Annotated in this window: 12 protein-coding genes; 5 read left to right on the plus strand and 7 right to left on the minus strand. The window is 62.9% G+C overall.

Annotated features, from left to right (window positions below):
• Positions 1 to 113: 113 nt before the first annotated feature.
• From D2E23_RS06630 to D2E23_RS06645, 4 genes are all read right to left on the minus strand, one after another.
• On the minus strand, positions 114 to 1,349 hold the full coding sequence (locus D2E23_RS06630) for a carboxylate--amine ligase (protein ID WP_126030178.1): 1,236 nt from the start codon (positions 1,347 to 1,349) through the stop codon (positions 114 to 116).
• A 36-nt stretch (positions 1,350 to 1,385) separates the two neighbouring features.
• Complete coding sequence (gene murE, locus D2E23_RS06635; RefSeq protein ID WP_126030179.1) at positions 1,386 to 2,972, minus strand: UDP-N-acetylmuramyl-tripeptide synthetase; 1,587 nt, start codon at positions 2,970 to 2,972, stop codon at positions 1,386 to 1,388.
• A gap of 87 nt (positions 2,973 to 3,059) precedes the next feature.
• A complete protein-coding gene (locus tag D2E23_RS06640; protein ID WP_126030180.1) occupies positions 3,060 to 4,526 on the minus strand; it encodes a UDP-N-acetylmuramoyl-L-alanyl-D-glutamate--2,6-diaminopimelate ligase in 1,467 nt (488 codons plus the stop codon).
• A gap of 203 nt (positions 4,527 to 4,729) precedes the next feature.
• The gene (locus tag D2E23_RS06645) at positions 4,730 to 5,476 is read right to left on the minus strand and encodes an exonuclease domain-containing protein (protein ID WP_126030181.1); all 747 of its coding nucleotides are present in this window, start codon (positions 5,474 to 5,476) and stop codon (positions 4,730 to 4,732) included.
• Positions 5,477 to 5,560: 84 nt separating this feature from the next.
• On the opposite strand from D2E23_RS06645, the gene D2E23_RS06650 reads away from it, so the two are divergent.
• Positions 5,561 to 6,280 (plus strand): sigma-70 family RNA polymerase sigma factor, encoded by a 720-nt coding sequence (locus D2E23_RS06650; RefSeq protein ID WP_206432009.1) that lies wholly within the window; start codon positions 5,561 to 5,563, stop codon positions 6,278 to 6,280.
• A complete protein-coding gene (locus tag D2E23_RS06655; RefSeq protein WP_126030182.1) occupies positions 6,277 to 6,576 on the plus strand; it encodes a hypothetical protein in 300 nt (99 codons plus the stop codon). The genes D2E23_RS06650 and D2E23_RS06655 overlap by 4 nt, the downstream gene beginning before the upstream one ends.
• Before the next feature lie 147 nt (positions 6,577 to 6,723).
• Here D2E23_RS06655 and D2E23_RS12030 read toward each other — a convergent pair whose 3' ends face one another.
• Complete coding sequence (locus D2E23_RS12030) at positions 6,724 to 6,798, minus strand: 50S ribosomal protein bL37 (protein ID WP_369299097.1); 75 nt, start codon at positions 6,796 to 6,798, stop codon at positions 6,724 to 6,726.
• A 141-nt stretch (positions 6,799 to 6,939) separates the two neighbouring features.
• Positions 6,940 to 7,890, minus strand: a complete 951-nt coding sequence (locus D2E23_RS06660; RefSeq protein WP_126030183.1) for an aldose 1-epimerase family protein — start codon at positions 7,888 to 7,890, stop codon at positions 6,940 to 6,942.
• Between the two features lie 184 nt (positions 7,891 to 8,074).
• Between D2E23_RS06660 and D2E23_RS06665 the strand changes: the two genes are divergently transcribed.
• Together D2E23_RS06665 and D2E23_RS06670 are read left to right on the plus strand one after the other, a co-directional pair.
• Positions 8,075 to 9,064, plus strand: a complete 990-nt coding sequence (locus D2E23_RS06665; protein WP_126030184.1) for a 4-hydroxy-3-methylbut-2-enyl diphosphate reductase — start codon at positions 8,075 to 8,077, stop codon at positions 9,062 to 9,064.
• A gap of 74 nt (positions 9,065 to 9,138) precedes the next feature.
• Complete coding sequence (locus D2E23_RS06670) at positions 9,139 to 10,500, plus strand: zinc ribbon domain-containing protein (RefSeq protein ID WP_126030185.1); 1,362 nt, start codon at positions 9,139 to 9,141, stop codon at positions 10,498 to 10,500.
• 10 nt (positions 10,501 to 10,510) lie between these two features.
• Here D2E23_RS06670 and ybaK read toward each other — a convergent pair whose 3' ends face one another.
• Positions 10,511 to 11,020, minus strand: coding sequence for a Cys-tRNA(Pro) deacylase (gene ybaK, locus D2E23_RS06675; RefSeq protein ID WP_126030186.1), 510 nt, complete (start codon positions 11,018 to 11,020; stop codon positions 10,511 to 10,513).
• Between the two features lie 179 nt (positions 11,021 to 11,199).
• On the opposite strand from ybaK, the gene D2E23_RS06680 reads away from it, so the two are divergent.
• Complete coding sequence (locus D2E23_RS06680; protein ID WP_126030187.1) at positions 11,200 to 12,693, plus strand: alpha/beta hydrolase; 1,494 nt, start codon at positions 11,200 to 11,202, stop codon at positions 12,691 to 12,693.
• Positions 12,694 to 12,868 lie beyond the last annotated feature (175 nt).

Below are 12,868 nucleotides of genomic sequence, written 5' to 3' on the forward strand. Positions count from 1 at the left end.
CATCGAAGGTGTCCGGAACGATCCGGAACCTCCGCTGCCGCGAGGCATGTTCGCGTTGATTGTCGAGGTTATTGTCGAATTTGCCTGAAAAGCAATGATAGCGCGGGATCCGCCTACTTCTTGATGAAGTACTTGGCGTAGCTCTTCTTGTAGATGGAGAACATGTGGCGGATCATGAGCCAGCGCAGCGGATTCATGTCCTTGGCGTACTCGAGCGTAGTGCCCCAGTTGCCCGCCTTGAGCATGGACTCGCCGCGACGCTTGTCGTCGCCCTCGGCCACGTAGTCGGTGAAGATGGAACGCGGGATCTCCAGCCACAGCTTGGATCCATGACCGAACACGGTGTTGCCGTCGAACGGCGTGTCCTCCACCAGATCGTCCACGAAGTACTTGGCCAGATTGAAGCCGTTGAGCGTGACGAAGTAGCTGGAACGGCCCTGACGCAGATTGATCTCGAACAGCTTGTACTTGCCGTCGCGCTCGTCGTACTTCATGTCGAAGTTGGCGACGCCCTCGTACTTGATGTCCTCGAGGAACGTCTTGATCGTGCGGAACACCTCCTCGTTGTAGTCGGGGATGATGGCCGCGTAGTTGCCGGCCGCCACGGGGGAGGGGTCCTCAAGCAGCGGATGGCCGAGGAACATCATGCGCACGCGATGATGCTTGTCCACGTACGCGTTGAGCACGCGCATACGGCTATCGTCGCCGGGGATGAAGTCCTGGATCACCATCTCGGACGTGTATCCGGCGTCGTAGGCGCGCTTGATGATCGTCTCGAGCTCGGCCGGATCCTGGAAGATGTACGCCTTGCGACGGCCCTCGAAATCGATGTTCAGCCATTCCACGCTGTTCGCCGGCTTCATGGCCACCGGATAGTCGAACGGCAGGTTCCGGTATTCGCCGGCGCGCACCTCGTCCGCGGTCAGGGAGCGGGTCTTCGGATGCGGCAGACCATACTGCTCGCAGATCTCATAGAACGTGGTCTTGTAGGCCAGACGGCGCGACAGACGAATATCGAGCGTGTTGTACACGAAGCATTCACGCAGGTCGTCGCCGCACTGGCTGAGCAGGTTCGCGTACACGTCGCCGCAGGGGATGAGCAGCAGCGTACGATCCGGGTCCTCGGCCTTCATGCGCTTGCCCAGATCGAGCATGAAATCACGGAACTTCACGAAGTTGTTGAAGTCGTCCACGATATGCACGTTGACGATCTTGCTGAACTTGGTGGGGCTCAGCTGGAAGTAGGCGTACGCGTCGGACACGATGCCATACTCCTCGTGGAACGCGCGGGCCATGCCGTACACGTTGATGTCGCTGCCCAGCAGAATCGGCTGGAATTTCTTCGCCATGATGTGTTGTAGTCCTCTCTTTGGGAACGGTATATGTCAGTCCAGTCCGAGCTCGCGGCGCACGATCGTGGCGTCGCCGGGCCAGTAGACGGCCTTGCCGTCGATGATGTTGCGCGTCTCGTGGCCCTTGCCGATCACGAGCACGATGTTGAATCGGCCATCGTGGTCCACGGATTCACGACCCTCACGGATCGCGGTGATGATCGCCTGCTCGCGGTCCACGATGATCTGCACCTCGGCCGACTCGTCGCTCACGAACGACGCCATCTCCTCGCAGATCTTGCGTGGATCCTCGAAGTTCGGATCGTCCAGCGTGAAGATGAACGACTCCGCGCGGCCCAGCGCACCCTTGACGATGCCCTCACGGCGGTCGATGGCCTTGCCGCCCGTCGTGCCGGCCACCAGCGTGATCCGCGGATTGCGCTCGCCGTATACGCGCAGCATCTCGTCGACCAGCGCCTTGGTGGACAGGTAGTTGTGTGCGAAGTCCACGTACACATGCAGTCCGTCGCCGCCGACGAATCGCTCCATACGGCCGGGCACCTGCACACGTTCGATCGCACGCATCGCCGGGTCGTCGAACGGTACGCCGGCACGCATGGCGAGCGCCACGGCCGAAGCCGCGTTGAGGAAGTTGAACTCGCCGAGCATGTCCAGTTCGAACGATTCCGTGACACCCCCATAGGTGAGGTCGAAGCCGGTCTTGCGACTCGGGTCGGGCGTCATGATCACGTCGACGACGGTTTGTGATTCGTGTCCGCCGTCCGCGGCGTCGATGCCGAACGTCGTCACCGTCACGTCGTGTCGTGTCGCCTCCTGCATCAGCAGACCGAGATGATCGCTGTCCGCGCCGATCACCATGGTGCGGCTGTTGGTGATGATCTGGCGTTTGCAGTGGAAGTAGTCCTCGAAGGTGGGGTGTTCGATGGGGCTGATGTGGTCGGGGCTGATGTTGAGGAAGGCGCCGACGTCGAAGGTGAGCCCGTGGACGCGGTGGACCTTGTAGGCCTGGGAGCTGACCTCCATGACGAGGTATTTCATGCCGTTGTCGACCGCCGTGCGCATCATGCGGAACGCATCCAACGACTCAGGCGTGGTCAGATGCGCAGGCTCCCACGTACGGCCGTCAAGACAGACGGCGATCGAGCTCATCATCGCGGCGTGGCCGTCGGAATACGCGTTGAGAATCGCGTGGGTGAAGTAGTTGGTGGTGGTCTTGCCCTTGGTGCCGGTGATGCCCACCACGGTCAGGGAGTCCTGCGGGCGGCCGTAGAACTCGGCGGACAGCAGACTCATCGCCTTGTGCACGTCGTTTACGATCAGACCAGGTGCCGTGGTGCGGTCCTCATAGTCGGTTTCCGCCACGTAGCAGGCGAGACCCTTGTCGTCGATGTTGTCGAGGAATTCGGGCTCGAACCGTCCCTTGACGAACAACAGGCTTCCGGGCCGCACCTCGCGGGTGTCGTAGGTGATGGCGGTGAACGGCGTCTCGCTATGCGGCAGATCATGCGCGTCGAGCGTCCACGTGTCGCCGGCGATGATCTCACGCAGCAGTCCGTGCTGGGTGAGCAGTTCCACGGCCGAAGCCAGGCATAATCCGGAACGATTCGATTCCTCGGGCATACGGTCCTCTTCCTAGATATCCGTCGTGCATGCCATAACCACAACCGGCACGCACGACGGATATTCTACAGCGACCGCGTTCCGCCGTCACTCCTGTGTGCCGAACAGTCGGGCGACCAGACGATCGTCGCCCTCGTAGGCCACATGACGGTTGTGATCCTTGATCCAGCGTTCGTCGCCCTTGCCGATGAGCAGCAGCACGTTGAGCCGATCCTGACGCTCGCGGGCGCGGTCCACCGCCCAGTTCACCGCCTCGGTGCGATCCACGATGATCGTGGACGCCACGTTCGGGTCGGTGATGTAGCCCTGCATCTGGTTGCAGATGTCGAGATACGGTTCGGTGTCGCTGTCCTCGGTGGTGAACACGAACTGGTCGATGCGCGACTGCGCGGCGTTGACGATGCCGTCGCGACGGTCGTACGCCTTGTTGCCGGCCGAACCGGTGACCAGCGTGATATGCGGATGACGTTCGCCGAAGCGCTTGTCCACGAAGTCGAGCAGCGCGTTCACGCTGGCGTAGTTGTGCGCGTAGTCGACGATCGCCACGGTGTCGCTGTGCGTGTCGTGGAACTGCTCCATACGGCCGGCGATGCGCACGGTATCCATGGCGTGCAGTGCCGGATCGCCGTCCGGCACGCCGATCACGTGGGCGATCGCCAGCGCCGCGGCGGCGTTCGCGTAGTTGAAGTCGCCGTCGATGGCAAGATCATGCGACTCCATCACCTGTTCGCGCGGCGCGGTCTCGGTCACGTCGATGCCGGCGCGGGCCGCGTCCTGACGGATCAGATCGGCGTGCGCACAACCGTCGCCGAGGACGAGTGCGCGGCTGTTGGTGATGATCTGGCGTTTGCAGTGGAAGTAGTCCTCGAAGGTGGGGTGTTCGATGGGGCTGATGTGGTCGGGGCTGATGTTGAGGAAGGCGCCGACGTCGAAGGTGAGCCCGTGGACGCGGTGGACCTTGTAGGCCTGGGAGCTGACCTCCATGACGAGGTACCTCATGCCGTTGTCGACCGCCGTGCGCATCATGCGGAACGCATCCAACGACTCAGGCGTCGTCAGATCGGATTCCTCGTAGTGCTTGCCGTCGAGGCAGTTGTCCACCGACGAGAAGAGGGCGGCCTTGCCGCCGGACCAGGCGTTGAGCACGGCTTGGGTGAAGTAGGCGGTGGTGGTCTTGCCCTTGGTGCCGGTGATGCCCACCACGGTCAGGGAGTCCTGCGGGCGGCCGTAGAACTCGGCGGACAGCAGACTCATCGCCTTGCGCGCATCATCCACGATCAGGCCGACGGCATCGGTGCGCTCGGAGAAGTCGGTTTCCGCCACATAGCAGGCGAGTCCGGCCTCGTTGGCGGCCGTCAGATACTCGGCCTTGAAGCGGCCCTTGCAGAATAGCAGCGTGGTGGCGTCCACGGCCCGGGAGTCGTAGGTGACCGCGGTGAATGCGATATCGGTGAAATCCTGCGGATCAAGCGACCAACGATCGTTCTGGATGATTTCTCGAAGCAGACCATGCTGGTCGAGCAGGCGGGCGGCGGATGCAAGTGAGAGCGTCATGGTTTCCATTGTTCCTGACTGGGCGTTGCGGATGATCGGTAAATCCGTCCGGCGGTGGTTCGAGTCATGCCCGTGTCGCCGGAACCGGTGACAGTGTATCTCTGCGCACGTTCAAGAACGCTGGGAACAGCGTGGTAATTCTGTGATGATCTCGCTTGTCTTCTGGACTTTCGATGAATCATCCGATCAATGGTTCGGCCGGACTATTCGAACCAGCCGCCGGTGATCGGGGAACGCCCCTTGGAGACAAGCCACTGGTTGAACGAATCCTTCCAACGACGGTGGGCGTCGCGCTGCCAGTCCATGATCTCCCCGAGCGTCAGCCGGCCGGTCTGCGGATAGAGACGGGTGATCGGTTCGATCAGATCCACCGCGGCCGTAGTATCGGCGGTGGCGTTATGGAAGTCGCCGTGCGGTTCCACGCCGTAGTAGAAGGTGGTGTCGGTCAGCGTGCGCTTGCCCTTGCGATGCGAGATCTCACGGTCGATCACCAGCGGGTCCACCACGATCAGTTCGCCGTCCAGCCGATCGTGCAGCGACTGCAATCCCCATCGGGCGAGGTCGCCTTCGAGCATGTCCACGTCGAACGGGGCGTTGTAGGCGAGCAGCGGAATGCCGTGACGTTGCGCGGAGGCGATGATGGAGGCGATCCGCTCCAGCAGTTCCGTAGGCTCCCCGCCGTGCTCCTGAAGGAATTCATCGGTGAATCCGTTCACACGGCTCGCGGCCGGCGAGATCGGACGATGGGGGTTGATCAGCCATTCACCGACCACATCGCCGTCATAGCCCTTGTCGGGGTCACGCAGCACCAGGGACGCCGAGCAGATGGCGTCCCGTCCGGCGGCCACGCCCGTGGTCTCGGTGTCGAACCCCAGCAGCCATGAATCGGCCAGTGTCTGATCTGCGGTCTGATTCGGTGCGGCGTCGATCGCCGTAAGCAATTCGGTCATGCCTTGTATTGTCTGTGTGCTCAACGACAAAGGATCGTCGACTACCGGCTTCGCGGTTCCGCGGATCGTTCGTGGCACAATGGAATGGTGGTTGACAACAAGACTCCAGGCGTAACGGACGGGGACAGGCGCGCCGAATTCGAGGCGCTGGCCATGCCCGTGGTGGATGGCCTCTACCGTCAGGCGATGAAGCTGACCAACAATCCCGAGGACGCGCAGGATCTGGTGCAGGACACCTTCGAGCGTGGATTCAAGAACTTCGATTCGTTCACGACGGGCACCAATTTCGCGGCGTGGATGACCACCATCGAACGCAATCTGTACTTCAATCAGTACCAGAAGGCGAAGCGCCGCCCCCAGCGAGCCAACGATTCGACCGGCGAATACGACGACTGGGACATCTACTCCGCGTCCGAGCACAGTGGCGAGGGGCTCAAGTCCGCCGAGCAGACCTACTGGGATGCTTTTGCGCCCGAGGAGATCATGGCCGCGCTGAACAAGCTCAGTCCCGAACGTCGTCAGGTGTTCATCGACGCCGCCATCGACGGCAAGTCGTATCAGCAGGTGGCCGACGAGCAGGGGGTGAAGATCGGTACGGTGATGAGCCGGCTCAATCGTGCCCGCACCCAGCTCAAGCACGAGCTGGAAAGCTATGCGCGGGAACGCGGATACGGCAAGGCCGCGGTTTCACCGAACGCGAACCCCAAAGGCGACGATCCGGGCGATAATGGACGTAGGAAACGATCGCATGCCGGTCGACGGGAAACGACCGCCGGCCATAGCGGGAGGAAGGAGCGCTCATGAACGGTCAGATCGAACGCCATACCAGCGTCAGCATCACGAGCGACCCCAGCGGCGCGCTCCGCCATACGACGATCACCCAGACCGTGGTCAATGTCACGCCCGTTCCTGCGGTCCCGGTGGCGCCCGCGCCCGAAGGACTTGCCGCGTCGAACGGCGAATGCTTCGACATCAATACCTGCTGCGATGACCGGGAGAAGGCCATGATCGAGATGCTGCGGGCCTATCTGCGTCCCGACGGCGCCCCCGAATGCCTGATCGAACGCCTCCACCAGTGCCTTCGCAACGACGCCAGCTGAATTCCATCGGAGTGCTCCCTCCACGGGGGGGGGGCTGGCCGACGAAGTCGGACTGAGGGAGGGATAAAAACCCTCGCATACGAAAAAGAACCCCGGACGCATATCGCGTTCCGGGGTTCTTTCGCTTGGAAAAGCCTGCCTTGAAGATCAGGCATTCGGCCTCTTGCCGTGGTTTGCAGCCTTCTTACGGCGGTCACGACGCAGACGTCCGCGCTTGCCCATGATGGACTCCTTTACTGATGATGAAATAAGCCTGATGGATTATCCCATATTTGCGCGACAAACACAACTTGGGATCAACCCACGGTTCACTGTGCGGTCATTCGGCTCGAGCCACCGGGCGTCGGCACGTCTTGCTCGGCGTCACAGGCTGGCGTTGATGAACAGCTTGCTCGTGAAGGTCTCGCCGGGCTTGATGCTCACCAGGTCGATGCCGGTGTTGAAGGTGTTCGCGTACGCGGTCTGCGGCTCCACCGCGGTGCCGGCCGGGTGCATGAACGCGGGGAAGCCGGTGCCGGTGCACACCTGGAACGAGGTGATGGTCTCGTCGCCGCCCACCTTGACGGTCAGTCCGTCGGGGCGCGTGAACGTGGCGGTCACGGTGCCGTCGGCGTCGTGATGCAGGTCGGTCCACGCGTCATCGAACGGCTGGTTCACCAGCAGCGGGCCCTGACGCAGGTCGTACTTGGTGCCGTCCACGGATTCGGTGCCGGTGGGGATCAGGTTCTCATCCACGGTCACGTGCGTGTCGCCAGGCACGGTCAGGTGGCACTGCGCGTTGGCGCCGTCGATTTCGTCGCCGTAGCCGTTGAAGCCGTTGTCGAGCCACGGGTGGATGGCCATCGCCCACGGGGCGTTGATGTCGCCGTTGTTGTAGGCGCTCACGGTGACGTGCATGCCGTTCTCGTCCAGTTCGTGCGTGCAGCTGACCAGCAGGTCGAACGGGTAGCCGTTCATGTTCGGCACGCGCCACGTCTGCGTGACGGAGGATTCGGTGAGCGTCTCGAGATTCCAGAAGGAGCGGTAGCCGTAGCCGTGGATGGCGTTGTTGCGGTCGTGCTCGTCGATGGGCAGCTCGTAGGTCTTGCCCTCGAACGTGTACTTGCCGTCCTTGATGCGGTTGGGGAACGGGATGAGCAGCTGGCCCTGGCAGCAGGTGATCGGATCGTCCGGGCCGAGAGGCACGATCACGTTCTTGCCCTTGTAGGTGATCTTGCGCATCGTGGAGCCGAGTTCGGTGATCACGGCCTCGTAGTCGCCGTATGAGATCGAGTACTGCTGGCCGGTGCGCGGCGGCAGGTTCTTGGTTGCCATATCCATCACTCCCATAGTGAACATCCATGCGAACGCATGTCGATTGGTCGGTGCGATAACCGAAATGTTACCGCTCTCATAAGTGTACCCCGCGAACGCCGCGTGCGTTTTTTCGTATCGCACCGCCGCGATGCCTTACCATGGGTTGCAGTTCGCACGGCAACGATAGGGAAAGGCTGTATTCATGGGCAAGGGCATTGTACTGGCGGATCCGCGCGGCTTCTGCGCCGGGGTCGACCGCGCCATCCAGACCGTCGAGACGATCCTCAAGGCGGCCAAAAACAGTGCCGACGAACGCCCGCAGGGGCTTCCCCCCGTATATGTGCGACGTCAGATCGTGCACAACCGTCACGTGGTGGGGGACCTGGCCGCCCAGGGCGCGGTGTTCGTGGAGGAGCTCGACGAGATCCCCGACGAGGCCGTGGCCGCCGGCATCCCCGTCGTGTTCTCCGCGCACGGCGTGTCCCCGGCCGTCCAGCATGAGGCCGCCAGGCGCGGCATGCACGTGGTGGACGCCACCTGCCCGTTGGTCAGCAAGGTGCATCGTGAGGTGCTGCGATACGTCAAGGATGGCTACGAGATCGTCTACATCGGACATCGCGGCCATGACGAGGCCGTGGGCGTGGTGGGGGAGTCGCCGAAGCACGTCCACCTGATCGAGCACGCCGACGACGTGAGCGCATTGGACTTCCCGCCCGAATCAAAACTCGTCTACCTGTCCCAGACCACGCTGTCGATCGACGAGACCCGTGCGGTGATCGAAGCACTCAAGAATCGTTTCCCGTGGATCATCGAACCGCCGAGCTCCGACATCTGCTACGCCACGCAGAACCGGCAGACCGCCGTCAAATCCGTGGCCGAGAAATCCGACTGCGTGGTCGTGGTCGGTTCGGCGAACTCCTCGAATTCGGTGCGGCTCATGGAAGTGGCCGAACAGGCGCTTGCCGGCCGTGGCCGTGCCTGGCGCGTGGACGACGCGAGCGAGCTCGACCCGGCATGGTTCGAACACGCATCCTCGGTAGGCGTGACTTCCGGCGCATCCGTGCCCGAGGCACTGGTTTCCGGCGTGGTGACGGCGCTGAAGACCATGGGGTACGAGGACGTGTCGTATGTGACCACCACCAAGGAGAAGATGCATTTCGTGCTGCCTGCCGAACTGCGTCGCGCTCGCTGAACGGGCGGAGGCGTGGATCGTTCGCCTTCCGTTCTACAATATCCAGCGATTGTCGTTGAGGGAATGGAGAGGCGATGAAATGCGGTAATTGCGGGGCCGCCTGCGAAGACGGTGATGTATTCTGCCCCAGTTGCGGTGCTCCGGTGGAAACGCCGAAGAAGAAGGCCGAGCCGAAGCCCAAGCAGCAGGAGCCCAAGGCTGCGCCGAACCCGGCGTCTGCGCCCCAGACCGCTCCCGCCGATGAGGCGACCCAGGTCATGAACCCCACTGGGCTCAGGGCCGATGCCGGAACCCACACGCCGAGCACATGCCCCGTCTGTGGTCGTGCACTCGACCCCGACGAGGCGTTCTGCAGTGGATGCGGCGCCCGTATTCCCGGCGTCGTGGCTCCCGAGGTGCCGCCGGCCCAGTCCGCGCCCAACGGCCCGATGCAGGGGCCTGGACCGATGCCATTCCCCGGGAACGTTCCCGGTCAGCCGGGCATGCCGAACGGCCAGCCGGGCATGACCGCTGCCGTGAAGAAGAAGATCCCCCCGCTGACGATCGCCCTGATCGCCGCCCTGATCGTGGTGGTGCTCTTCGCCGCCGTGGCCCTGTTCGGCGGCAAGGGCAATTCGAGCAGCGGCACGGCCGGGACGACCGCCTCGGATCAGGGAACGTCGTCCTCGTCCTCATCGTCGTCCGGTGGTTCGTCGACCTGTAGCACCGCGCCCAAGGCGACCGTCGCCACGGTCGACACGATGAACGACTATCTGGTGACCACCGTGCATTTCTCCTCGTCCTGCTCGGGCTCGTCCAAGGACGTCTTCGGCTCGAACAACACCGAGATCAAGATTTCCGACTCCGACGGTCTGGTGGCATCCGCCGTATTCGATTTCTCCTCCGATCCCGTGGATATCTCCTCGTCGTCGGCGCAGGCCCGTCTCGCCTTCGCCACAAACCAGTACTGGCGCGTGCCCGAGCAGATCGACGCCACCGACCTGACCGTGACCGTAAGCACGGCCACCGCGGCCGACGGCTCGGCATCCTCGCCGGCCAGCGGCGTGATGGCCGGCGCCAACGCCATGGGCAACGACGACCGCGAATCCGCCGCCCATCAGGCACTGGAAGACCAGATCAGCCATGACAAGTCCGCGGCGTCCGGCTTCTACTACACGTACACCACGCAGCTGTCGAGCAAGCGGCTCGACCTCGATGCGGAAGGCAAGGTCTGGTCGTATCAGGACATCTGGGCGGAGTTCCTCGGATTCAAGAGCCGGTATCCGAACGCGCTGCTGATCTGGTCGAACGATTACCCGACCTACACCAAGAAGGGGCCGAGCGAATACTACGTCACCCTGTCCGGCGAATCGTTCTCCTCAACGGACGACGCCACCGGCTGGTGCTCGGCCAACGGCTACGATTCCGACCACTGCCTCCCCGTCGACCTGTCCTGAAAACCGAACCTCACCACGTGGCGATCGGCGCGGTGACGGCGTTCAGCACGGCGATCAGGTCCTTCGGAGCCACGCCGATGCTCAGTCCGCGCTTGCCTCCGGAGACCAGCATCTCGTCAAAGGCAAGCGCTCCCTCGTCGATCACCGTGCGATGATGGGTCTTCTGACCGAGCGGCGAGATGCCTCCCACCACATAGCCAGTCTGCCGCATGGCCTTCTTCGGGTCGGCCATCTGCGCCTTCTTCGCGCCCACGGCCGCCGCCAGCGCCTTCATGTCCAGATGCCCACTCACCGGCACCACGGCGGTCACCAGCTCATCACCGGTGTCGGCCAGCAGCGTCTTGTACACCTGATGCTGGTCGTAGCCGAGCTTTGTGGCGGCCTCCACGCCATAACCGTCGTCCATATGATCGTTGGAATGCTCGTACTCGTGCAGGGTGAACGCCACTCCCGCGTTCTCCAGCTGCAGCGTGGCGGGTGTGGATCCCTTGCCTTTGGCGTTCTTTGCTTTCTTTGACATGCCTTCAGTAATACCCTCAGCGGTCAACTGCGCCATGCCGTACGCCATGCCGGTGTCGCGTCGGTCAAATCAATCCTGAGGATGATGACTATGATGCCGTGCCGGGCCTATCGTTTCTGGGTTGGGAATCCAATCAACGATACATGGCATGCACGTGACAAAACGGGAGGTGATCCGGCGTGCGTTCGAGGTGGGTTCGGGAGCTGTTGCGTATCCGCATCGACTCGGGATGGCTGCCGATCGGACTGTTCGTACTGGTATGCGTCGGCGTGGTCGTGCTGTTTGCGCTGTCATTCGGTACGACGTCCGGCAAGACGGTCGTGGGCGACGATGGCGAATCGGAGAGGGCCGGGAGGTCGTGGCGACGGCGGTCCGTGCTCGGTCGCGGTCTGTCCGCGCTCGCCGGGCATCGCGTATGGTGGATGCCGTCGGGGATGGTTCTTGGATTCATCGGCGGTTTCGGCATCGCATTCCTGCTTGACCGACTGTTGGTGTTCGGCGTGGAGCTCGGGCTCAAGGTCGATCTGGTCATCGGGCTCGGCTGCGCGATCGTCGGCGCGCTGATCGCGGCCGTCGCGCTGTTCCGTGGCCGGCGACGCGTGCTGGCCGCCATACTCATACCGTTCGCCGTGCTGTCCTGCGTCGTGAACGTCAACGGAGTGTACGGGGAGTATCCCACGGTGAGCAGCGTGCTCGGCATCTCCACATTCCGCGAATTCGATCCCTCGACGATCCACCGCGCCACGACCACGGTCGAACGATGGAACGCCGCCGCGGAACAGGGCAACGCGCCGCAGACGCCCAAGCACGGACTGGTGGCTTCGGTGGCCATTCCAGCGACCAGATCGGGATTCAAGGCCCGCGACGCCGTCATATACCTGCCCCCCGCCGCGCTGGTCGACAACCCGCCGAAACTGCCGGTGTTCATCATGATGGCCGGTCAGCCGGGCAGCCCCGATCGCGCATTCCTCGCCGGGCATCTCAAGGAGATCTTCGACGACTATGCGGCCGCCCATCATGGTCTCGCGCCCATTGTCGTATCCCCGGATCAGCTCGGCAACGCCTTCCACAACACGCTGTGCGTGGACTCAAGCAAATACGGCAATGCGGAGACCTACCTGACCCGTGACGTCACGGACTGGATCACGCGCACCCTGCCCGTCGAAACCGGTGCCGAACACTGGGCCATCGGCGGGTTCTCGCAGGGAGGCACCTGCACGATTCAGCTTGGCCCGTCGCATCCGGATCTGTACGGGCACATGTTCACCGTGGGCGCCGAGCTCGGTCCGCACAACGGCAGCGAACGGTCGATGATCCACACGTTCTTCAACGGCGACGAGCAGGCCTACCGCCGGCATGTGCCGATCGATATCATGCGGGCGCGCGGTCATTCCGATCAGACGCTGATCATGGCCGCCGGGGAACTGGACGACGAATCCGTGTCGAACATCACGCAGGTGGCCGGCGTGGCACAGGGCATCGGCATGGAGGTGACCACATTCGTCGTGACCGGCACCGGCCACGACTGGCACGCCGTGCAGTCCGCGTTGCGAGCGAGCACCGATCGTTTGGGAGCGCAGCTGGGACTTGGTGGCGAGGCGCGACCATTGCAGGATTTCACCAACGTACGGCCACTTGAAGTGGCGACGATTCCACGGGAGGAGGAACGATGACCGATACCACAGCAGACAACGTCAAACCGGGCGAACCGGTCGGCTCAGGCAACCCTGTCAGTCCGGACGAACCGGTCACGACGAACGAACACGCTCAGGCAAACGGGCAGCAGGACCGGAAACCTACGAGGAACGAGCAACCGAGGAACAAGAAGGCAAAGGGCTCATCCGAACA

It is taken from the genome of Bifidobacterium callimiconis, assembly GCF_003952005.1.
GTDB classification, from domain to species: Bacteria; Actinomycetota; Actinomycetes; order Actinomycetales; family Bifidobacteriaceae; genus Galliscardovia; species Galliscardovia callimiconis.